The following is a 21,423-nucleotide window of genomic DNA, read 5'->3' as shown; positions in this document are numbered from 1 at the left end:
TGCAAGTCTGCTTAATAAGGCATGCTCATAAAGTTTTTTGATTGAAAGCCATAACTTTTCAGGAAAGTCGAGATTTTTGAAATCTGTTCGTTCGTAAGTGCGGGTATTAATGAAATTACATTAAAGACTTGAACGTTGCCCGCAAAGCAGTGCCACTCGACAAGTGCGTAGGGGTCCGCCCAAATATACCGAGATGGAATGTTCGTGCCTCCAAATCCATAAGGCGCAGATCCTGGACTTGGATTGACAATGTTGACACTCAAGTCTGTGGCGATGAGATTCTTGGGGATGGCTTGTACGTAATACCATTTATCGACGGGGTTGTGATCGTAGACATCAACTTTTCCCACTGCCCAAAATATGGGTGCCAGCAAGTCCGGGAAAGTCACCCGGGGTTTGGTTGCCAGAATCTGGGATTCGTCTGTCGCAGCCATGCCACCATTTATTTTTTGATGGATCCAGCGGTAATACGCCTGATTTCCAAAAGGTAAATAAACTCTGAAACCTTGTGGCAGGCCTTTCAGAGTGTTGAAGAGTTGCATAGGGACCTGGAGGGCGGGAGGGTCAGTGCATGGTCCATCACTGATTGCCGGGTCATTCCATGAGAGAGTGTCGGCAGATGCTGAAGATATAAGTGCGGCCAATGCAAAGCTGGTGAGTAGGCTCGACGGTTTCATTTTTATCTCCTTGCGAGGTTTAAAGGTATCTGAAAAAGTTGTCTCTCAAAGTTTTTGTTGGGCTCGGATGTCTGCATCGGGGATGCAAGGTGTTGATTCGACTCGCTCGTTTTTTATTATTGATTCCGGAGTAATGGCCGGCCGGCTATTTCGGTGTTTTGTGTTATCGGGAGCGTGAGTGAGGTGGCAGATATTTTATTTCGAGTGTTCTGAGATTAGTGGCTTGCTCGAGTCTTGTGACCTGTCAACTTTGACAGTTGATTATGCTTTTTTGCGATCGTCCATTGCGACGATGTGGAATAAGGCGCTCGATTCTCGGGGGGGTAAGTAAGACCGAAAACAAAATTTCAACCTTTTGAAAAAAACAAACCCCGGCGCATGGCCGGGGTTTGTGAAGTTCCCTTTACAACCTTATACCAGCGCAGCAATCGCCGCGTTGAGGGTTGCGCTTGGGCGCATGGCCTTGCTGATCAGCTCGGCATTGGCGTGGTAGTAACCGCCGATGTCCACTGGCTTGCCTTGAACGGCATTGAGCTCGGCGACGATGGTCGCTTCGTTCTCGGTCAGGGTCTTGGCCAGAGTCGCGAACTGCGCTTGCAGTGCAGCGTCTTCAGTCTGGGCGGCCAGGGCTTGAGCCCAGTACATCGCCAGGTAGAAGTGGCTGCCGCGGTTGTCGATGTTGCCGACTTTGCGCGATGGCGACTTGTTGTTGTCCAGGAACTGGCCAGTGGCCTGGTCCAGGGTCTTGGACAGAACCAGCGCTTTCGGGTTGTTGTAGTTAACACCCAGGTGCTCGAGAGAAGCGGCCAGGGCCAGGAATTCACCCAGCGAATCCCAGCGCAGGAAGTTCTCTTCGACCAGTTGCTGCACGTGCTTGGGCGCGGAACCGCCAGCGCCGGTTTCGAACAGACCACCACCGTTCATCAGCGGCACGATCGACAGCATCTTGGCGCTGGTGCCCAGTTCCATGATCGGGAACAGGTCGGTCAGGTAGTCACGCAGTACGTTGCCGGTCACCGAGATGGTGTCCTTGCCTTCGCGGGTGCGCTGCAGGGTGTACTTCATGGCGTCGACCGGCGACATGATCTGGATGTCCAGACCGGCGGTGTCGTGATCCTTCAGGTAAGCCTGAACCTTCTCGATCACCACGCCGTCGTGGGCGCGCATCGGGTCCAGCCAGAAAATGGCCGGGGTGCTGCTTGCGCGAGCACGATTGACGGCCAGTTTGACCCAGTCCTGGATCGGCGCGTCTTTGGTCTGGCACATGCGGAAGATGTCGCCGGCTTCAACAGCCTGCTCCATCAGCAGGGAGCCTTTGCTGTCGGTCACGCGAACCACGCCGTCGGCCTTGATCTGGAAGGTCTTGTCGTGGGAGCCGTATTCTTCAGCCTTTTTAGCCATCAGGCCAACGTTTGGCACGCTGCCCATGGTGGTTGGATCGAAAGCGCCATTGGCTTTGCAATCTTCGATCACGGCCTGGTAGATGGTGGCGTAGCAACGATCCGGGATCACAGCCTTGGTGTCGTGCAACTGGCCGTCGGTGCCCCACATCTTGCCGGAGTCACGGATCATGGCCGGCATCGAGGCGTCGACGATGACGTCGCTCGGCACGTGCAGGTTGGTAATGCCTTTGTCGGAGTTGACCATCGCCAGCGACGGACGAACGGCGTAGACCGCTTGAATGTCAGCTTCGATCTGGGCTTGCTGTTCGGCCGGCAGGGATTTGATGCGGGCGTACAGGTCGCCGATGCCGTTGTTCAGGTTGAAGCCGATTTCGGCCAGCACATCGGCGTGCTTGGTCAGGGCGTCCTTGTAGAACTCGGCAACGATCTGGCCGAACATGATCGGGTCGGAGACCTTCATCATGGTGGCTTTGAGGTGAACCGACAGCAGCACGCCTTGTTGCTTGGCGCTGTCGATTTCAGCGGCGATGAACGCGCGCAGGGCCTTTTTGCTCATGACGGAGCAGTCAAGGATCTCGCCCGCCTGAACGGTGGTTTTTTCTTTCAGGACGGTCGCGGTGCCGTCTTTGGCGATCAGCTCGATCTTCACGGCGTCAGCGGCGTCGATCAGGGCAGCTTTTTCGCTGCCGTAGAAATCACCGGTGCTCATGTGAGCGACGTGGGACTTGGAGTCCTTGGCCCAGGCGCCCATTTTGTGCGGGTGCTTGCGAGCGTAGTTCTTGACCGACAGCGGAGCGCGACGGTCGGAGTTGCCTTCACGCAGGACCGGGTTCACGGCGCTGCCCTTGACCTTGTCGTAGCGCGCCTTGGCTTCTTTTTCGGCGTCGTTGGTCACGGTTTCCGGGTAGTCCGGCAGGTTGTAGCCCTGGGCTTGCAGTTCTTTGATCGCGGCTTGCAGCTGCGGAACCGAGGCGCTGATGTTCGGCAGCTTGATGATGTTGGCTTCAGGCGTAACGGCCAGGTCGCCCAGTTCGGCGAGGTGGTCGGCTACGGCTTTGTCGCCCAGTTGCTCGGGGAAGCTGGCCAGAATGCGTGCTGCAAGAGAGATATCGCGGGTTTCCACGGCGATATCGGCCGAGGCGGTGTAAGCCTCGATGATCGGCAGCAGGGAATAGGTGGCGAGGGCTGGAGCTTCGTCGGTGAAGGTATAGATGATCTTCGAGCGGGTGGGCATATTCGGATTAACTCTCTCTTCTTTGCTAAAGCGTGCGCAGAAACTCGAGGGGCGCCGGGTAAGCGCGTTCGTTCAAAGTCATCCATGAACCGAATGTCGAGAATCTTCGCGGTGATGTTGGGTGCATCAGTAGAGCGTCAAGCAGTCGGACTGCGGTAACAACCCGACCAATCAGGCGGAAAGTCTCGTGCTAGAGAGGCCAGCCGTCGTGACCCTTTGGTCAGCGGGCGGCATTATACATAGGTAGCTGGCAATCTGCCGATGGTTCATATGCAACGATTCTCGTCCATTGGTCTAAAGGTCGCAGGGCGGGGTGGGGCGTAGAGTCGCCGTGAATGCTTGAGATTGGCGCTTTTCCCTTTGCTTTCAGGCTTGTACGAAACGAGATGTGGTCGGGCCCGGAACAGAGGGTTTGCGTGTTGATTCAACTGGGTTACGCTCGAACCAAGCCAGATGTTCAATCCAAACAATGGAGTTCAGCATGGGTTACAAGAAGATTCAGGTTCCAGCCGTCGGCGACAAAATCACCGTCAATGCAGACCATTCTCTCAATGTCCCTGATAACCCGATCATTCCCTTCATCGAAGGTGACGGCATTGGCGTCGACGTCAGCCCTGTGATGATCAAAGTGGTTGATGCTGCCGTAGAAAAAGCCTACGGGGGCAAGCGCAAGATTTCCTGGATGGAGGTTTATGCTGGCGAAAAAGCAACTCAGGTTTATGACCAGGACACCTGGCTGCCCCAGGAAACCCTGGACGCCGTCAAGGATTACGTGGTTTCCATCAAAGGCCCGCTGACCACTCCGGTCGGTGGTGGTATCCGCTCCCTCAACGTTGCCCTGCGTCAACAGCTCGATCTCTATGTCTGCCTGCGTCCGGTGGTGTGGTTCGACGGCGTGCCAAGCCCGGTTAAAAAGCCTGGCGACGTCGACATGGTGATTTTCCGCGAGAACTCCGAAGACATTTATGCCGGTATCGAATGGAAGGCCGGCTCGCCTGAGGCCACCAAGGTCATCAAGTTCCTGAAAGAAGAAATGGGCGTCACCAAGATCCGTTTCGACCAGGATTGCGGTATCGGCATCAAGCCTGTTTCCAAGGAAGGCACCAAGCGTCTGGTGCGCAAGGCCCTGCAGTACGTGGTGGACAACGACCGCAAGTCGCTGACCATCGTGCACAAGGGCAACATCATGAAATTCACCGAAGGTGCCTTCAAGGACTGGGGTTACGAGGTGGCGAAGGAAGAATTCGGCGCCGAGCTGCTGGATGGCGGCCCATGGATGAAGTTCAAGAACCCGAAAACCGGCCGCGAAGTCGTCGTCAAGGACGCCATTGCCGACGCCATGCTTCAGCAGATCCTGCTGCGTCCGGCCGAATACGACGTGATCGCCACCCTCAATCTCAACGGTGACTACCTGTCCGACGCCCTGGCGGCGGAAGTGGGCGGTATCGGTATCGCGCCGGGTGCCAACCTGTCCGACACCGTGGCCATGTTCGAGGCGACCCACGGTACTGCGCCGAAATATGCCGGCAAGGACCAGGTCAACCCGGGCTCGGTGATTCTGTCGGCGGAGATGATGCTGCGCCACCTGGGCTGGACCGAGGCGGCCGACCTGATCATCAAGGGCACCAACGGCGCCATCAAGGCCAAAACCGTGACCTACGACTTCGAACGTCTGATGGAAGGCGCCACGCTGGTATCTTCTTCGGGCTTCGGTGAGGCGATCGTCAAGCACATGTAAAAAGGCAGCTGCAACGAAACCGCCCGGCTCGAGTGATCGAGCCGGGCGGTTTGCTTTCTGGCAGGTGTCCGTGTTGCTTCAACTGGTCACTGACTGATGCTGAACAGCGGTCGAGGCGGCATCTTTTGCAGCGTCGGCATTCTGAATTTTTGTGGCATGCAGGCCTTTGGGCCCTTGCACGATCTCGAATTTGACGATTTGCCCGGCTTTGAGGGTTTTGTATCCGTCCATTTCAATGGCGGAGTAGTGGGCAAAGAAATCGATCTCTTTGCCGTCCTCGTCCTTCCCCTCGCGGGAGTCGGTGTTGATGAAACCGAACCCCTTGGCATTGTTGAACCATTTCACCTTGCCGACAGCCATGCTCAAATCCCTCTGCAACAGTCTCCATCGCTGGAGTATCATCCAATTCATCCGCAGTCGAATCCGTTAAAAAGATTGACTCCGCGGATCTTTTTTCCCCACTGTGGGTTCTATTGGTTGTAACACCGTTTTCCCGATAGTCAAGGTGACCGGGCAGTCGGAGTTGAAAACGTGTCAAGCCGCCCCCACCACTGTATTTGCACAACTGACGAACCTTTCTTTCCATGCATGCAATCAGCCAGATTCGACTAACATTCAATCAGGATCGCCCGCTTCTCCAAAAGGATCTTCCACAGGAGCACGACGACGATTCGGCAGGCGTTGCTGTTCAGGAAGCAAAGCCCGCGTTACAGGCGCCGCCGATGTACAAGGTGGTTTTGTTCAATGATGACTACACACCGATGGATTTCGTCGTCGAAGTGCTCGAGGTGTTTTTTAACCTGAATCGCGAGCTGGCGACCAAGGTCATGCTGGCCGTCCACACAGAAGGGCGGGCAGTATGTGGAGTGTTTACCCGCGACATCGCCGAGACAAAGGCCATGCAGGTCAACCAGTACGCCAGGGAAAGCCAGCATCCGCTACTCTGTGAAATCGAGAAGGACGGTTAATCGCCGACCACTTGGGTATGAGGTGAAGCTATGTTAAACCGCGAGCTCGAAGTCACCCTCAATCTTGCCTTCAAGGAGGCTCGTTCGAAGCGTCATGAATTCATGACCGTCGAACACCTGCTGCTGGCCCTATTGGACAATGAGGCTGCCGCCACTGTATTGCGTGCCTGCGGCGCAAACCTCGACAAACTCAAGCACGACCTGCAGGAGTTCATCGACTCCACCACGCCACTGATCCCCGTCCACGACGAGGATCGCGAAACCCAGCCAACCCTGGGCTTCCAGCGTGTGCTGCAACGTGCTGTCTTTCATGTGCAGAGCTCGGGCAAGCGCGAAGTGACCGGCGCCAACGTGCTGGTTGCAATCTTCAGTGAGCAAGAGAGTCAGGCGGTGTTCCTGCTGAAACAGCAGAGCGTTGCACGCATTGATGTCGTCAATTACATCGCTCACGGCATTTCCAAAGTGCCGGGGCATGGCGATCACTCTGAAGGTGAACAAGATATGCAGGACGACGAGGGCGGTGAGTCTTCTTCTTCAGGCAATCCGCTGGATGCGTATGCCAGCAATCTCAACGAACTCGCGCGCCAGGGCCGGATCGATCCGCTGGTTGGGCGTGAAACGGAAGTCGAGCGTGTGGCGCAGATTCTCGCGCGTCGTCGCAAGAACAATCCGCTGCTGGTAGGCGAGGCGGGCGTGGGTAAAACCGCGATTGCCGAAGGCCTGGCCAAGCGCATCGTCGACAACCAGGTGCCGGACCTGCTGGCCAACAGCGTCGTTTATTCCCTTGATCTGGGTGCTTTGCTCGCGGGTACCAAGTATCGCGGTGATTTCGAGAAGCGCTTCAAGGCGTTGCTCAGCGAACTGAAAAAACGTCCGCAGGCGATCCTGTTCATCGACGAAATCCACACCATTATCGGTGCGGGTGCTGCGTCCGGTGGCGTGATGGATGCCTCGAACCTGCTCAAGCCGCTGCTGTCGTCTGGCGACATTCGCTGCATCGGCTCGACCACGTTCCAGGAATTCCGTGGCATTTTCGAAAAAGACCGTGCTCTGGCACGGCGCTTCCAGAAGGTCGACGTCGTCGAGCCGTCGGTGGAAGACACCATCGGTATCCTGCGTGGCCTGAAAGGTCGTTTCGAACAGCACCACAACATCGAATACAGCGATGAGTCGCTGCGCGCCGCTGCGGAACTGGCTTCGCGCTACATCAATGACCGGCACATGCCGGACAAGGCCATCGATGTGATCGACGAGGCTGGCGCTTTCCAGCGTCTGCAACCGGTCGAGAAGCGTGTGAAGCGCATCGAAGTGTCTGAGGTCGAGGACATCGTGGCGAAAATCGCGCGGATTCCTCCGAAGCATGTCACCAGCTCCGACAAGGAACTGCTGCGCAACCTCGAGCGTGACCTGAAACTGACGGTGTTCGGTCAGGACGCGGCGATCGATTCGCTGTCGACCGCGATCAAACTGTCCCGTGCCGGTCTCAAGTCGCCTGACAAGCCTGTCGGTTCGTTCCTGTTTGCAGGTCCGACCGGTGTCGGTAAAACCGAAGCCGCGCGTCAACTGGCCAAGGCCTTGGGCATTGAGCTGGTTCGCTTCGACATGTCCGAGTACATGGAGCGCCACACCGTATCGCGTCTGATCGGTGCACCTCCGGGTTATGTCGGTTTCGACCAGGGCGGTCTGTTGACCGAGGCGATCACCAAGCAACCGCATTGCGTATTGCTGCTCGATGAAATCGAGAAGGCGCATCCGGAAGTCTTCAACCTGCTGCTGCAGGTGATGGACCACGGTACGCTGACCGACAACAACGGGCGCAAGGCGGATTTCCGCAACGTGATCGTGATCATGACCACCAACGCCGGTGCTGAAACGGCGGCGCGTGCCTCGATCGGTTTCACCCATCAGGACCACTCCTCCGATGCGATGGAAGTGATCAAGAAGAGCTTCACGCCGGAATTCCGCAACCGTCTGGATACCATCATTCAGTTTGGTCGCCTCAGTCATGAGGTCATCAAAAGCGTGGTGGACAAGTTCCTCACCGAGCTTCAGGCGCAGCTGGAAGACAAGCGTGTGCTTCTGGAAGTTACCGATGCGGCGCGCAGCTGGCTGGCGGCCGGTGGTTACGATTCGGCCATGGGCGCTCGTCCGATGGCGCGTCTGATCCAGGACAAGATCAAACGTCCGCTGGCGGAGGAGATTCTGTTTGGCGAACTGGCCGAGCATGGCGGTGTGGTTCACATCGACATCAAGGATGGTGAGCTGACGTTTGACTTCGAGACTACTGCGGAAATGGCCTGATGGTTGTTGGTCTGTTGTAAAGCGAAAGGCGCCTTTTGGTGCCTTTTTGCTGTCTGCGGTTTTGGGTGTATAGCCGTTACCGCAGCAACGGATATACACCCAAACTCAAAAAACGCACAGACAAAAACGCCCGGCATTAAGCCGGGCGTTCTGTATTGACTTGATTAGCGAGCGCGGTAAGTAATACGCCCTTTGCTCAAGTCATAGGGCGTCAGCTCGACGCGCACTTTGTCACCGGTAAGAATACGAATGTAGTTCTTGCGCATCTTGCCGGAGATATGCGCGGTTACGACGTGCCCATTTTCCAATTCCACGCGAAACATGGTGTTTGGCAGGGTGTCGACGACAGTGCCTTCCATTTCGAAGCTGTCTTCTTTCGACATGCAGTAAAGCCCTCGGTGTCCAGTGAATGGCCCGGTGCAACTGCGCCAGGCAAAAGCGGCGTGCATTGTGCCCGAAAAATGGGGTTTACGCCAAGGGGTTTAGGGTTTGCGTTTAGTTCAGGATGACCCAGCGCTGGTTGATCAGCAGTTCGATAGGCCGATATTGGGTCTTGTAGTTCATCTTTTTGCAGTTTTTGATCCAGTAGCCAAGGTACACCGCCTCAAGCCCCAGGCGCCGGGCTTCGGCGATTTGCCAGAGGATCGCGTAGCGCCCCAGGCTGCGGCGTTCTTCCTGCGGTTCGTAGAAGGTATAGACCGCCGACAGTCCGTTGGGCAGCAGATCGGTCACGGCAACCGCCAGTAACCGTCCGTCGAGCCGGAACTCGTAAAAGCGTGAGAAGGGCAGGTCGCGTACCAGAAAAGTCGAGAATTGATCCCGGCTCGGCGGGTACATGTCGCCGTCGGCGTGGCGCTGTTCGATGTAGCGCTGATAGAGGTCGAAGTATTCTTCGCTGAATGCCGGCTTGACCGGGCGCACCTGCAAATCGATGTTGCGTTTGAAAATGCGTTTTTGCTGACGGTTGGGGGTGAACTGCGCCACCGGGATGCGCGCCGGCACGCAAGCATTGCAATTCTGGCAATGCGGGCGGTACAGATGGTCGCCGCTGCGACGAAAGCCCATTTCTGACAGGTCTGCGTAGACATGCACATCCATGGGCTGGCTCGGGTCGAGAAACAGGGTCGTCGCCTGTTCCTCGGGCAGATAACTGCAAGAGTGAGGCTGAGTGGCATAAAACTTCAACCGCGCCAACTCGGTCATGATCAACCCTCAAGGGTAAGCTGGTGAAATTAAGTGTAAGCCACGCGCGCAAAAGTCGCTCAGCAAACCCAGGTTGCATGATTGGGTTGGTCGAGGTGCCGGGCCAGGTATTCGGCGAATGTCTGCCGTGAAATGGCCCGGGCGCCGAGGCTGTGCAGGTGATCGGTAGGCATCTGGCAGTCAATCAATACGAAACCCGCTTCTTTCAGATGTTGCACCAGCGTCGCAAAACCGTACTTGGAGGCATTGTCCGCGCGGCTGAACATCGACTCACCGAAGAACAGTTGCCCCATCGCCAGACCGTACAGGCCGCCGACCAGTTCGCCCTCATCCCAGACTTCCACTGAATGAGCAAAGCCGCGTCGATGCAATTCGACATAAGCGTCCTGCATCGCTTCGGTGATCCAGGTGCCGTCGGCGTAATCCCGGGGAGCGGCACAGGCACGGATTACCGCTTCGAAATCCTGATCGAAGGTCACTTGATAACGCTGTTTGCGCATCAATTTTCCGAGGCTGCGCGAGACGTGCAGTTCGTCGGGAAAAAGTACGGTGCGCGGATCCGGCGACCACCAGAGAATCGGCTGACCTTCGGAAAACCATGGAAAGCAGCCGTGGCGATACGCCTGGATCAGGCGATCGGCGGACAGGTCGCCACCGGCCGCCAGCAATCCGTTGGGATCGCGCATGGCCTTTTCCAGTGGCGGGAAAGTCAGTGAATTGCGTTGTAACCAAGTCAGCATGGCGTCCGGGCTTGCAGAAGGGGAGGGCGGTGGGCGCTGGGCCCGCGGTAAAGTGTGCCGGGAAATGACGCGAATGTCCTCCGTTGCAGTGGGATGATTGGGCTGCTGCAACTTGAGCATCCGGATGCGGTCGTAATCGGGCGCAACACCGCTGCGGGCAAGGTGACCGATGCCAATGTGTGGCGCTCAGGGGGGATGAGGCGCGAATGCTTCGCTACGTTCATCAAATACACCTCATAAGCCTTTGTCACAAAAGACAATGCATGCTCAAATTGAACGCCGGGCCTTGTGCCTTTGGCTATGCTTGAACCAGGGGCCGCGAAGCATGGCGTCGAACGCGCAAACCCGTACAATGCCGGGCTGTTACAGAATATTCGCCGCGTACCGTGTTTATAAAAGGCGGGGCGCAGTGTTAAAAGTAGTCTCCGTTTCGCCCGTCATTTTTTTACCTGCCTGGATCGGGCAGTTTTTTATCGTCATTCAATAGATGGACGCGCCTCTGGCGCAGGAAAAGAAGCGTTTTGAAGAAATCCACGGAAGCACCAAAAACAGTCGTTCCGCTCTGGCGTCAACAGTTGCACTACCGGCTCAAGGAAGGTGCATTGATCGCCATCGGCGCCTTGTGCCTGTTCCTGATGATGGCGTTGCTAACTTACGGCAAGGACGATCCAGGCTGGAGCCACAACAGCAAGATCGACGATGTGCAGAACTTCGGCGGTCCGGCCGGCTCCTACAGCGCCGACATCCTGTTCATGGTGCTGGGTTACTTCGCGTATATCTTCCCGTTGCTGCTGGCGATCAAGGCGTATCAGATCTTCCGTCAGCGTCACGAGCCATGGCAGTGGAGCGGCTGGCTGTTTTCCTGGCGCCTGATTGGCCTGGTGTTCCTGGTGTTGTCCGGCGCCGCGCTGGCGCACATCCACTTCCATGCGGCCACTGGTTTGCCCGCTGGCGCCGGCGGTGCGCTGGGTGAAAGCCTCGGTGACCTGGCCCGCAATGCTCTGAACATACAGGGCAGCACTTTGCTGTTCATCGCGCTGTTCCTGTTCGGGCTGACGGTGTTCACTGACCTGTCGTGGTTCAAGGTGATGGACATCACCGGCAAGATCACCCTCGACCTGTTCGAACTGTTCCAGGGCGCGGTCAACCGCTGGTGGTCGGCGCGTACCGAGCGCAAGCAACTGGTCGCGCAATTGCGTGAAGTCGATGATCGAGTGCATGACGTGGTTGCACCGACCGTCACCGACAAGCGCGAGCAGGCCAAGGTCAAGGAGCGTCTGATCGAGCGCGAGCAGGCCCTGAGCAAGCACATGTCCGAGCGCGAGAAACAGGTGCCGCCGGTCATCGCCCCGGCCCCGGTCAAGGCGCCGGAGCCGAGCAAGCGCGTGCAGAAAGAGAAACAGGTGCCGTTGTTTGTCGACAGCGCCGTCGAAGGCACCTTGCCACCGATCTCGATTCTCGACCCTGCGGAAAAGAAACAACTCAATTATTCGCCCGAATCCCTGGCGGCGGTCGGCCACTTGCTGGAGATCAAGCTCAAGGAATTCGGCGTCGAAGTCACCGTGGATTCCATCCATCCCGGCCCGGTCATTACCCGTTACGAGATCCAGCCTGCTGCAGGCGTGAAGGTCAGCCGTATCGCCAACCTGGCGAAAGACCTTGCACGTTCGCTGGCCGTGACCAGCGTCCGGGTGGTGGAAGTGATTCCTGGCAAGACCACGGTCGGTATCGAAATTCCCAACGAAGACCGACAGATCGTGCGCTTCTCAGAAGTGCTGTCGACATCCGAATACGACAACTTCAAGTCGCCGGTCACTCTGGCCCTGGGCCACGACATCGGCGGCAAGCCGGTCATCACCGACCTGGCGAAGATGCCGCACTTGCTGGTAGCCGGTACCACCGGTTCCGGTAAGTCGGTGGGCGTGAACGCGATGATTCTGTCGATCCTGTTCAAGTCCGGTCCGGACGACGCCAAGCTGATCATGATCGACCCGAAAATGCTTGAACTGTCGATCTACGAAGGCATTCCGCACCTGCTGTGCCCGGTCGTGACCGACATGAAGGACGCCGCCAACGCCCTGCGCTGGAGCGTTGCCGAGATGGAGCGCCGCTACAAGCTGATGGCGAAGATGGGCGTGCGAAACCTGTCCGGCTTCAACGCCAAGGTCAAGGAAGCCCAGGACGCCGGCGAACCGCTGAGCGATCCGCTGTACAAACGCGAAAGCATCCACGACGAAGCGCCGCTGTTGCAGAAGCTGCCGACCATCGTTGTGGTCGTGGACGAGTTTGCCGACATGATGATGATCGTCGGCAAGAAGGTAGAAGAACTGATCGCCCGTATCGCCCAGAAGGCGCGTGCGGCCGGTATCCACCTGATCCTCGCGACCCAGCGGCCGTCGGTGGACGTGATCACGGGTCTGATCAAGGCCAACATCCCGACGCGGATGGCGTTCCAGGTATCGAGCAAGATCGACTCCCGAACCATCATCGACCAGGGCGGCGCCGAACAATTGCTTGGTCACGGTGACATGCTCTACATGCCGCCGGGCACCAGTCTGCCGATCCGGGTTCATGGCGCATTCGTGTCCGACGATGAAGTTCACCGGGTGGTAGAAGCCTGGAAACTGCGCGGCGCACCGGAATACAACGACGACATCCTCAACGGTGTCGAGGAGGCGGGCAGTGGTTTCGAAGGCAGCAGCGGCGGCGGAGACGGCGACGATCCGGAAGCCGACGCGCTGTACGACGAAGCCGTGCAGTTCGTACTGGAAAGTCGCCGCGCCTCCATCTCCGCTGTGCAGCGCAAGCTGAAGATCGGTTACAACCGTGCCGCGCGCATGATCGAAGCCATGGAAATGGCCGGGGTCGTGACGTCCATGAACACCAACGGTTCCCGCGAAGTTCTGGCCCCTGGCCCGGTACGCGACTGATTCGATACCCTGATCCAAATGCAATGGACGGTGCATGAAGCGCCGTCCACTTTCCCACGAGTATTCAAGAGGACTCCCATGCGTCTTATCCGCATGTTGCTGCCGGTACTGGCTCTGACCACCCTCACGGCTCACGCCGATGACAAGGATGTGGCTCGCCTGACCCAATTGCTCGAAACATCCAAGACTCTGACTGCCAACTTTTCCCAACTGACCCTCGACGGCAGTGGCACCCAGTTGCAGGAAACCACCGGCGACATGACCCTGCAGCGCCCGGGCCTGTTCTACTGGCACACCAATGCGCCAGCCGAGCAGACCATGGTGTCCGACGGCAAGAAAGTCACCCTGTGGGACCCGGATCTGGAACAGGCCACCATCAAGAAGCTCGATGAGCGCCTGACTCAGACTCCAGCCCTGTTGCTGTCCGGCGACGTATCGAAGATCAGCCAGAGCTTCGACATCACCGCTAAAGAGGCCGGTGGCGTGATCGACTTCACCCTGAAGCCGAAAACCAAGGACACCCTGTTCGACAGCCTGCGCCTGTCGTTCCGCAACGGTCTGGTCAATGACATGCAACTGATCGACAGCGTCGGCCAGCGCACCAACATCCTGTTTACCGGTGTGAAGGCCAACGAAGCGGTCCCGGCATCGAAGTTCAAGTTCGACATCCCGAAGGGTGCCGATGTGATCCAGGAATAAACACAGAGGTTTCAACGGTTCGTGATGGATCTGTTTCGCAGTGCACCGATTGCCCAGCCACTGGCCGCCCGTTTACGGGCGACCAATCTGGATGAGTACGTCGGTCAGGAACACGTGCTCGCTCGCGGCAAGCCTTTACGCGAAGCACTGGAGCAGGGTGCCCTGCATTCGATGATCTTCTGGGGCCCGCCGGGCGTGGGCAAAACCACGCTGGCGCGGTTGCTGGCGGAAGTTTCGGATGCGCACTTCGAAACGGTCTCGGCAGTCCTGGCCGGGGTCAAGGAGATCCGTCAGGCGGTGGAAATCGCCAAGCAGCAGGCCGGCCAGTACGGCAAGCGCACGATTCTGTTTGTCGATGAAGTGCACCGTTTCAACAAGTCTCAACAGGACGCCTTCCTGCCGTACGTTGAAGACGGCACGCTGATCTTCATTGGCGCCACCACCGAAAACCCTTCTTTCGAACTGAACAATGCATTGCTGTCGCGGGCGCGGGTCTACGTGCTCAAGAGCCTCGACGAAGCGGCGTTGCGCAAACTGGTGCATCGCGCGCTGACTGAAGAGCGTGGTCTGGGCAAGCGTCATCTGACCCTCAGCGATGAAGGCTTTCAGATGTTGCTGTCCGCCGCCGATGGCGATGGCCGGCGCCTGCTGAACCTGCTGGAAAATGCCTCGGATCTGGCCGAAGACCACAGCGAAATGGGCACCGAGTTGCTGCAGAGCCTGCTCGGCGACACTCGCCGGCGTTTCGACAAGGGCGGCGAAGCGTTCTACGATCAGATTTCCGCGCTGCACAAGTCAGTGCGCGGTTCCAATCCTGACGGCGCGTTGTACTGGTTTGCGCGAATGATCGATGGCGGCTGCGATCCGCTTTACCTGGCTCGGCGCGTAGTGCGCATGGCCAGTGAAGATATCGGCAACGCCGATCCTCGCGCCCTGAGCCTGTGCCTGGCCGCGTGGGAAGTGCAGGAACGTCTTGGCAGCCCGGAAGGTGAGTTGGCAGTGGCTCAGGCCATCACTTATCTGGCGTGTGCGCCGAAAAGCAATGCGGTGTACATGGGCTTCAAGACCGCGCTGCGCGCCGCCGCCGAGCATGGTTCACTGGAAGTGCCGCTGCACCTGCGCAATGCACCGACCAAATTGATGAAGCAATTGGGCTACGGCGACGAATATCGTTACGCCCACGACGAACCGGATGCTTACGCGGCCGGCGAAGACTATTTCCCGGAAGAACTCGACCCGATTCCGTTCTACCAACCGGTGCCCCGTGGCCTGGAGTTGAAGATCGGCGAAAAGCTCAACCATCTCGCCCAACTTGATCGTTTAAGCCCCCGGCAGCGGAGAAAATAGTGGTTCCATTGATCGTTGCAGTCTCCGTCGGCGGGATTGCCGGCACCTTGTTGCGCTTCGCCACCGGCAATTGGGTCAACGCCAATTGGCCGCGGCACTTCTATACCGCGACGCTGGCCGTTAATATCGTGGGCTGCCTGCTGATTGGCGTGTTGTACGGCCTGTTTTTGATACGCCCGGAAGTGCCGATCGAGGTACGTGCCGGGTTGCTGGTCGGCTTCCTCGGGGGGCTGACGACTTTTTCATCCTTTTCACTGGATACGGTGCGCCTGCTGGAAAGCGGGCAGGTGCCGCTGGCCCTGGGCTATGCGGCCATCAGCGTATTCGGCGGGCTGCTCGCGACCTGGGCCGGCCTGTCCCTGACCAAACTTTGATAACGAGAAACCGACATGCTCGATCCCAAACTGTTACGTAGCAACCTTCAGGACGTAGCGGACCGCCTGGCTTCCCGTGGCTTTGCCCTGGATGTCGCGCGCATCGAAGCGCTGGAAGAACAGCGCAAGACCGTCCAGACCCGCACCGAAGCACTGCAGGCTGAGCGTAACGCGCGTTCCAAATCCATCGGTCAGGCCAAGCAGCGCGGCGAAGACATTGCGCCGCTGATGGCGGACGTCGAGCGCATGGCGGGCGAACTGAGCGCCGGTAAAGTCGAACTGGACGCGATCCAGACCGAACTGGATTCGATCCTGCTGGGCATCCCGAACCTGCCGCACGAATCGGTACCGGTCGGCGAGGACGAAGACGGCAACGTCGAAGTCCGTCGCTGGGGCACTCCGACCGCTTTCGATTTCCCGGTTCAGGACCACGTGGCCCTGGGCGAGAAGTTCGGCTGGCTCGATTTCGAAACCGCCGCCAAGCTGTCTGGCGCCCGTTTCGCCCTGCTGCGCGGCCCGATTGCCCGTCTGCATCGCGCGCTGGCGCAGTTCATGATCAACCTGCACGTCACCGAGCACGGCTATGAAGAGGCCTACACGCCTTATCTGGTTCAGGCCCCGGCGCTGCAAGGTACCGGTCAACTGCCGAAGTTCGAAGAAGACCTGTTCAAGATCGGTCGTGAAGGCGAAGCCGATCTGTATCTGATCCCGACCGCCGAAGTGTCTCTGACCAACATCGTCGCCGGTGAAATCGTCGATTCGAAACAGCTGCCGATCAAATTCGTCGCCCACACTCCGTGCTTCCGCAGCGAAGCCGGCGCGTCGGGTCGTGACACCCGCGGCATGATCCGTCAGCACCAGTTCGACAAGGTCGAGATGGTCCAGATCGTCGAGCCGTCGAAGTCGATGGAAGCGCTGGAAGGCCTGACCGCCAACGCCGAGAAGGTCCTGCAACTGCTGGGTCTGCCTTACCGTACCCTGGCGCTGTGCACCGGCGACATGGGCTTCAGCGCGGTCAAGACTTACGACCTGGAAGTGTGGATTCCGAGCCAGGACAAATACCGCGAAATCTCGTCGTGCTCCAACTGCGGCGACTTCCAGGCCCGCCGCATGCAGGCGCGTTTCCGCAACCCGGAAACCGGCAAGCCTGAGCTGGTGCACACCCTGAACGGTTCCGGCCTGGCGGTCGGTCGTACTCTGGTGGCCGTGCTGGAAAACTACCAGCAGGCCGACGGTTCGATCCGTGTGCCGGACGTGCTGAAGCCGTACATGGGTGGCCTTGAGGTCATCGGCTAAATGAAATATCTGCCGCTGTTTCACAACCTGCGCGGCAGTCGTGTGTTGGTTGTCGGTGGGGGGAGATTGCCTTGCGCAAGTCCCGCCTGCTGGCCGATGCCGGTGCGCTGCTGCGGGTGGTTGCACCTGAAATCGAAGCGCAACTGCGCGAACTGGTTGCCGCCAGCGGTGGCGAATGCCTGCTGCGTGGCTACGCCGAAACGGATCTGGACGGTTGCGGGCTGATCATTGCCGCCACCGATGACGAAGCGTTGAACGCGCAGGTCTCCGCCGATGCTCATCGGCGTTGCGTACCGGTCAATGTGGTGGATGCGCCAGCGTTGTGCAGCGTGATCTTCCCGGCAATTGTCGATCGTTCGCCGCTGATCATCGCGGTCTCCAGTGGCGGCGATGCGCCGGTGCTGGCCCGGTTGATCCGCGCCAAGATCGAAACCTGGATTCCTTCGACCTACGGCCATCTGGCCGGTCTGGCCGCACGGTTTCGCGATCAGGTCAAAGGCCTGTTTCCCGATGTGCAGCAACGTCGCGGTTTTTGGGAGGACGTGTTCCAGGGGCCGATTGCCGATCGCCAGCTGGCTGGGCAGGGCGCCGAGGCCGAGCGTCTGTTGCAGGCGAAAATCGACGGCGAAGCGAGCGTAACCACCGGCGAGGTTTATCTGGTGGGCGCAGGGCCGGGCGATCCGGATCTGCTGACCTTCCGCGCCTTGCGTCTGATGCAGCAAGCCGATGTGGTGCTGTACGACCGCTTGGTGGCTCCGGCGATTCTTGAGCTTTGCCGCCGCGATGCCGAGCGGGTCTACGTCGGCAAGCGACGCGCCGATCACGCCGTGCCGCAGGATCAGATCAACCAGCAACTGGTGAATCTGGCCAAGGCCGGCAAGCGCGTGGTGCGGTTGAAGGGCGGGGATCCGTTCATCTTCGGCCGTGGCGGCGAAGAGATCGAGGAACTGGCGGCCCATGGCATCCCGTTCCAGGTGGTGCCGGGCATCACGGCGGCCAGCGGTTGCGCGGCGTATGCCGGGATTCCGCTGACTCATCGCGATTACGCGCAGTCGGTGCGTTTCGTCACCGGCCACCTGAAGGACGGTTCCAGCGATCTGCCATGGGCCGACCTCGTCGCGCCGGCGCAGACGCTGGTGTTCTACATGGGCCTGGTGGGGTTGCCGATCATTTGCGAGCAGTTGATCAAGCATGGTCGTGCAGCCGAAACGCCGGCCGCGCTGATCCAGCAGGGCACCACGGTCAATCAGCGAGTCTTCACCGGCACGTTGGCCGACCTGCCGCGTCTGGTGGCGGAGCATGAAGTGCATGCGCCGACGCTGGTGATCGTCGGCGAAGTGGTGCAACTGCGCGAGAAACTGGCCTGGTTCGAGGGCGCTCAGGGTCAAATCTGACGACTCTGAAGGGATTGTTCCCACGCTGTGGGAACAATCCTGCTTTCAACCTCTGCGCCAGATCCCTTTCCCGCTCAACCGGTTCCGGTCATGGGCAACAGTGAAATCCTGCTTCGGCCCCTTCGGCACAACTCCGGTCGGGTTGATGGTCTTGTGGCTGCCGTAGTAATGATTCTTGATGTGCTGGAAATCCACGGTCTCGGCAATGCCCGGCCACTGGTACATCTCCCGCAGCCAGTTCGACAGGTTCGGATAATCGCTGATCCGCCGCAGATTGCATTTGAAGTGCCCGTGGTACACCGCGTCGAAACGAATCACCGTGGTGAACAGACGCACGTCCGCCTCAGTCAGGTATTCGCCCGTCAGATAACGGTTGGCGCCCAGAACCTGCTCCAGATGATCCAGTTCGGCAAACACATCGTCGAACGCCTCTTCATAGGCTTTTTGCGAGGTGGCGAACCCGGCGCGATACACGCCGTTGTTCACGGCAGGGTAGATCCGCTCGTTCAGCGCATCGATCTCGCCGCGCAATGGCGCCGGATAGAAGTCCAGATCGTTGCCGGTCAAGTCATCGAAGGCACTGTTGAACATGCGGATGATCTCCGCCGATTCGTTGCTGACGATACGTTTCAGTTTCTTGTCCCATAGCACCGGTACGGTGACGCGGCCGGTGTAGTCGGCGGTGTCGGCGGTGTAGCGCTGATGCATGAAATCGAAGTGGTCGAGTTTGTCGCCGGTCGAACCGAGGTTCTGGTCGAAGGTCCAGCCGTTTTCCAGCATCAGCCAGCTGACGACTGACACGTCGATCAGGCTTTCCAGGCCCTTGAGCTTGCGCAGGATCAGCGTGCGATGAGCCCATGGACACGCCAGGGAGACGTAAAGGTGATAACGCCCGGCTTCGGCGGCAAAACCGCCTTCACCGCTGGGGCCCGGCTCGCCGTTGCGAGTGACCCAATTGCGGCGTTGCGCCTGTTCACGCTGGAACGCGCCGTCCTTGCTGCTTTCGTACCACTTGTCCTGCCAGCGGCCGTCGACGAGTAAACCCATGATCAAGACTCCATAAACCAATATTCGTTGGAGCCGAGTCTATTCCGATGAGTTCGAACAAAAAGCGCAAAGATCGGGCGTTAATGATCGGTTAAATCGATTTGTCCCGCGCAGCCCAGTATTTCTCGGCGGTTTCGAAAGCCTGTTCACGGGAGTGGCCAAGGCCACGAAGTGCCAGCGCCATGGTCGAAATCAGCGCCATTTGCGGGTAGCTGTCGACCACATCGCCGCGCCAGACCGCCTTCAGATGCTCGACATCCAGCGACGCCGGTTTGACATGACGCTGCGTCGACAGTTGCGGCCATTCCTCGTCCCAGCTCTCGCCGCCGGTGGTGCCGTACAAGTGACTGTCGGCATCCGGGTTGATCTCGATTTCGCCGCCGTCACCCTTGATCACGATCGCCGTGTCACCGAGCAGGCCGCTGGCATCGCGATGCACCGCTTGGTAGCCGGGGTGGAAAATACTCTGCAGGCCGCAACGCGCGCCCAGTGGATTGAGGATTCGCGCCAGCGAATGGATCGGCGAGCGCAGACCCAGGGTATTGCGCAGGTCGATCATCCTTTGCAGCTGCGGCGCCCAGTCCACCAGTGGCATGAACGCCAGGCCACCGTTATCCAGCGCCGCACCGACTTGCTGCCAGTTGCGGCACAGCGGAATGTTCAGCTCACCGAGCAACTGTTCGGAATACAAACGCCCGGCGGTGTGGGCGCCACCCCCGTGCATGAAGATGCGCACGCCGTTCTGCGCCAGGCACTTGGCAGCCAGCAGATACCACGGCAGGTGACGCTTCTTGCCTGCGTAGGTCGGCCAGTCCAGATCGACGTCCAGTGCCGGTGCCTGCAAGCGTTCACGCAGAGCTTCGGTGAAGCCGGCCATTTCCTCGGCGCTTTCTTCCTTGTGCCGCAGCAACATCAGGAACGCGCCGAGCTGGGTTTCCTCGACCGCTTCATCGAGCACCATGCCCATGGCTTGCCGGGCTTCCTCGCGGGTCAGGTCTCGGGCGCCGCGCTTGCCCTTGCCGAGGATACGCACGAACTGGGCGAACGGATGCTCGGCGGGCGTTTCGAGGGTCAGTGCTGGATAGTCGGTCATAGGCAATTCGTCGGTTTGGGCAGGCCCGCCAGTTTCGCGGCGAGTTTGGCAGGGGTGCCTTTGAACAGTCGGTTCAGGTGCAGGCTGTTGCCTTTCTCCGCGCCGAGTTTGAGCGCGGTGTACTTGATCAGCGGCCGGGTGGCCGGGGAGAGCTGGAATTCGGCATAGAAGCTGCGCAGCAGCTCGAGGACTTCCCAGTGTTCCGGGCTCAGTTCGATGTCTTCGGCAGCGGCGAGGGCGCTGGCGACTTCGGCCGACCAGTCGTTGAGGTCGACCAGAAAGCCGTCCTTGTCCAGTTCAATGGCGCGAGCGCCGACGGTCAGCGCACTCATAGCCAGCTGTTGACCTTGGCGTGGTGGATCGACAGTTCGACGAAGGCCGGGTAATCGATGGCTTCGGCCCAGTCCGGAACCTGCACGGCGCGGGCTTGCGCATCTTCGGCCAGCACGAACAATTTCACCTTGCGGAATTCCAGCGCACTGAACGGCGCAGTGCCGGGTTGTAGCGCATAAGCGGCATCGCCACACAGCAACAACGCATCGCTGGCACCCAGCAGACGCAGGCAACTGGTCAGGCGTTCGTCGCCGAACGGGGAATGGGACAACACATGCAGAGTCGACATCAGAGGGTGATCACCTGGTCGTAACGGTCAATGAGGGCGGTGATTTGCTCGGCGGTCAAAGGCTGCGCCTCGTCCAGCGAACGATTGACGAGGCCGCGAGCACTGGCGCTGTCGGCGCAGTAGAACAGCTCTTCGACACCGAACATTGGCAATGCTTGCAGGTTGGCGCTCAGGTCTTTCTGTTGCAGGGCCTTGGCATTCTGCCCGGCGGCGAGTTGCAACACGCCGTCGTCGAGAAACAGCAGGCCGATCGGCAGATCGAACGCGCCACCGGCCAGCACGATGTCCAGCGCTTCGCGGGCGCCGGGGCCGGACCACGGCGATTGACGGCTGATAATCAGAAGGGACTTGGCCATG

General features: G+C 58.9%; 19 protein-coding genes and 1 pseudogene. 9 read left to right on the top strand and 11 right to left on the bottom strand.

Features of this window, described 5'->3' with window-relative positions; all coding sequences use genetic code 11:
• Positions 1–11: 11 nt before the first annotated feature.
• Together I5961_RS17490 and I5961_RS17485 are read right to left on the bottom strand one after the other, a co-directional pair.
• A complete protein-coding gene (locus tag I5961_RS17490; RefSeq protein ID WP_227232932.1) occupies positions 12–677 on the bottom strand; it encodes a hypothetical protein in 666 nt (221 codons plus the stop codon).
• Between the two features lie 411 nt (positions 678–1,088).
• On the bottom strand, positions 1,089–3,314 hold the full coding sequence (locus tag I5961_RS17485; RefSeq protein ID WP_227232931.1) for an NADP-dependent isocitrate dehydrogenase: 2,226 nt from the start codon (positions 3,312–3,314) through the stop codon (positions 1,089–1,091).
• 481 nt (positions 3,315–3,795) lie between these two features.
• On the opposite strand from I5961_RS17485, the gene icd reads away from it, so the two are divergent.
• Complete coding sequence (gene icd / locus I5961_RS17480) at positions 3,796–5,052, top strand: NADP-dependent isocitrate dehydrogenase (protein WP_085699137.1); 1,257 nt, start codon at positions 3,796–3,798, stop codon at positions 5,050–5,052.
• Between the two features lie 78 nt (positions 5,053–5,130).
• Here icd and I5961_RS17475 read toward each other — a convergent pair whose 3' ends face one another.
• Positions 5,131–5,412 (bottom strand): cold shock domain-containing protein, encoded by a 282-nt coding sequence (locus tag I5961_RS17475; RefSeq protein ID WP_085699139.1) that lies wholly within the window; start codon positions 5,410–5,412, stop codon positions 5,131–5,133.
• A gap of 224 nt (positions 5,413–5,636) precedes the next feature.
• Here I5961_RS17475 and clpS point away from each other — a divergent pair, with 224 nt between their 5' ends.
• Positions 5,637–6,020 (top strand): ATP-dependent Clp protease adapter ClpS, encoded by a 384-nt coding sequence (gene clpS / locus I5961_RS17470; RefSeq protein ID WP_011334948.1) that lies wholly within the window; start codon positions 5,637–5,639, stop codon positions 6,018–6,020.
• Between the two features lie 30 nt (positions 6,021–6,050).
• Positions 6,051–8,321, top strand: coding sequence for an ATP-dependent Clp protease ATP-binding subunit ClpA (clpA, locus tag I5961_RS17465; protein ID WP_085699141.1), 2,271 nt, complete (start codon positions 6,051–6,053; stop codon positions 8,319–8,321).
• A gap of 164 nt (positions 8,322–8,485) precedes the next feature.
• Here clpA and infA read toward each other — a convergent pair whose 3' ends face one another.
• The 3 genes from infA to aat form a co-directional block, all read right to left on the bottom strand.
• Complete coding sequence (infA, locus tag I5961_RS17460) at positions 8,486–8,704, bottom strand: translation initiation factor IF-1 (RefSeq protein ID WP_002553999.1); 219 nt, start codon at positions 8,702–8,704, stop codon at positions 8,486–8,488.
• A 112-nt stretch (positions 8,705–8,816) separates the two neighbouring features.
• Positions 8,817–9,524 (bottom strand): arginyltransferase, encoded by a 708-nt coding sequence (locus I5961_RS17455; RefSeq protein ID WP_085699144.1) that lies wholly within the window; start codon positions 9,522–9,524, stop codon positions 8,817–8,819.
• A 59-nt stretch (positions 9,525–9,583) separates the two neighbouring features.
• Entirely contained in the window at positions 9,584–10,264 is a 681-nt protein-coding gene (gene aat / locus I5961_RS17450; protein ID WP_227232930.1) for a leucyl/phenylalanyl-tRNA--protein transferase, read from the bottom strand.
• Positions 10,265–10,785: 521 nt separating this feature from the next.
• Here aat and I5961_RS17445 point away from each other — a divergent pair.
• The 6 genes and pseudogenes from I5961_RS17445 (at position 10,786) to cysG (ending at position 18,304) form a co-directional block, all read left to right on the top strand.
• Positions 10,786–13,194, top strand: a complete 2,409-nt coding sequence (locus I5961_RS17445; protein WP_085687381.1) for a DNA translocase FtsK — start codon at positions 10,786–10,788, stop codon at positions 13,192–13,194.
• A 78-nt stretch (positions 13,195–13,272) separates the two neighbouring features.
• Positions 13,273–13,893: an outer membrane lipoprotein chaperone LolA gene (gene lolA, locus I5961_RS17440; RefSeq protein ID WP_011334944.1), complete on the top strand. Its 621-nt coding sequence runs from the start codon at positions 13,273–13,275 to the stop codon at positions 13,891–13,893.
• A 24-nt stretch (positions 13,894–13,917) separates the two neighbouring features.
• On the top strand, positions 13,918–15,240 hold the full coding sequence (locus I5961_RS17435) for a replication-associated recombination protein A (protein WP_064597723.1): 1,323 nt from the start codon (positions 13,918–13,920) through the stop codon (positions 15,238–15,240).
• Positions 15,240–15,614: a fluoride efflux transporter CrcB gene (gene crcB, locus I5961_RS17430; protein WP_227232929.1), complete on the top strand. Its 375-nt coding sequence runs from the start codon at positions 15,240–15,242 to the stop codon at positions 15,612–15,614. The genes I5961_RS17435 and crcB overlap by 1 nt, the downstream gene beginning before the upstream one ends.
• A gap of 15 nt (positions 15,615–15,629) precedes the next feature.
• On the top strand, positions 15,630–16,910 hold the full coding sequence (serS, locus tag I5961_RS17425) for a serine--tRNA ligase (RefSeq protein ID WP_085703231.1): 1,281 nt from the start codon (positions 15,630–15,632) through the stop codon (positions 16,908–16,910).
• Positions 16,911–18,304, top strand: a pseudogene (gene cysG, locus I5961_RS17420) (siroheme synthase CysG).
• Positions 18,305–18,349: 45 nt separating this feature from the next.
• Here the strand turns inward: cysG and I5961_RS17415 are convergent.
• The 5 genes from I5961_RS17415 to tusC form a co-directional block, all read right to left on the bottom strand.
• Complete coding sequence (locus I5961_RS17415) at positions 18,350–19,351, bottom strand: glutathione S-transferase family protein (RefSeq protein WP_085699155.1); 1,002 nt, start codon at positions 19,349–19,351, stop codon at positions 18,350–18,352.
• A 91-nt stretch (positions 19,352–19,442) separates the two neighbouring features.
• Positions 19,443–20,444, bottom strand: a complete 1,002-nt coding sequence (locus I5961_RS17410) for a glycosyl transferase family protein (protein ID WP_085699157.1) — start codon at positions 20,442–20,444, stop codon at positions 19,443–19,445.
• Entirely contained in the window at positions 20,441–20,776 is a 336-nt protein-coding gene (locus tag I5961_RS17405; protein ID WP_085699159.1) for a TusE/DsrC/DsvC family sulfur relay protein, read from the bottom strand. Before I5961_RS17405 ends, I5961_RS17410 begins: the two co-directional genes overlap by 4 nt.
• A complete protein-coding gene (tusB, locus tag I5961_RS17400; protein WP_085699161.1) occupies positions 20,773–21,066 on the bottom strand; it encodes a sulfurtransferase complex subunit TusB in 294 nt (97 codons plus the stop codon). Before tusB ends, I5961_RS17405 begins: the two co-directional genes overlap by 4 nt.
• Entirely contained in the window at positions 21,066–21,422 is a 357-nt protein-coding gene (gene tusC, locus I5961_RS17395) for a sulfurtransferase complex subunit TusC (protein WP_085699163.1), read from the bottom strand. The genes tusB and tusC overlap by 1 nt, the downstream gene beginning before the upstream one ends.
• Position 21,423: the final 1 nt, after the last annotated feature.

It is taken from the genome of Pseudomonas sp. IAC-BECa141, assembly GCF_020544405.1.
GTDB lineage: Bacteria > Pseudomonadota > Gammaproteobacteria > Pseudomonadales > Pseudomonadaceae > Aquipseudomonas.
The sequence above is the reverse complement of the archived record's forward strand: the minus strand, read 5'-3'. Positions and strand labels throughout refer to the sequence as shown.

Bases quoted from the DNA above. Each gene is read 5' to 3' on its own strand.
- clpA (WP_085699141.1), top strand. From the start codon at position 6,051: ATGTTAAACCGCGAGCTCGAAGTCACCCTCAATCTTGCCTTCAAGGAG.
- I5961_RS17485 (WP_227232931.1), bottom strand. From the start codon at position 3,314: ATGCCCACCCGCTCGAAGATCATCTATACCTTCACCGACGAAGCTCCA.
- I5961_RS17490 (WP_227232932.1), bottom strand. From the start codon at position 677: ATGAAACCGTCGAGCCTACTCACCAGCTTTGCATTGGCCGCACTTATA.
- serS (WP_085703231.1), top strand. From the start codon at position 15,630: ATGCTCGATCCCAAACTGTTACGTAGCAACCTTCAGGACGTAGCGGAC.
- I5961_RS17405 (WP_085699159.1), bottom strand. From the start codon at position 20,776: ATGAGTGCGCTGACCGTCGGCGCTCGCGCCATTGAACTGGACAAGGAC.
- clpS (WP_011334948.1), top strand. From the start codon at position 5,637: ATGCATGCAATCAGCCAGATTCGACTAACATTCAATCAGGATCGCCCG.
- tusC (WP_085699163.1), bottom strand. From the start codon at position 21,422: ATGGCCAAGTCCCTTCTGATTATCAGCCGTCAATCGCCGTGGTCCGGC.
- I5961_RS17410 (WP_085699157.1), bottom strand. From the start codon at position 20,444: ATGACCGACTATCCAGCACTGACCCTCGAAACGCCCGCCGAGCATCCG.
- infA (WP_002553999.1), bottom strand. From the start codon at position 8,704: ATGTCGAAAGAAGACAGCTTCGAAATGGAAGGCACTGTCGTCGACACC.
- I5961_RS17435 (WP_064597723.1), top strand. From the start codon at position 13,918: ATGGATCTGTTTCGCAGTGCACCGATTGCCCAGCCACTGGCCGCCCGT.
- lolA (WP_011334944.1), top strand. From the start codon at position 13,273: ATGCGTCTTATCCGCATGTTGCTGCCGGTACTGGCTCTGACCACCCTC.
- I5961_RS17415 (WP_085699155.1), bottom strand. From the start codon at position 19,351: ATGGGTTTACTCGTCGACGGCCGCTGGCAGGACAAGTGGTACGAAAGC.
- I5961_RS17475 (WP_085699139.1), bottom strand. From the start codon at position 5,412: ATGGCTGTCGGCAAGGTGAAATGGTTCAACAATGCCAAGGGGTTCGGT.
- I5961_RS17455 (WP_085699144.1), bottom strand. From the start codon at position 9,524: ATGACCGAGTTGGCGCGGTTGAAGTTTTATGCCACTCAGCCTCACTCT.
- tusB (WP_085699161.1), bottom strand. From the start codon at position 21,066: ATGTCGACTCTGCATGTGTTGTCCCATTCCCCGTTCGGCGACGAACGC.
- aat (WP_227232930.1), bottom strand. From the start codon at position 10,264: ATGCTGACTTGGTTACAACGCAATTCACTGACTTTCCCGCCACTGGAA.
- icd (WP_085699137.1), top strand. From the start codon at position 3,796: ATGGGTTACAAGAAGATTCAGGTTCCAGCCGTCGGCGACAAAATCACC.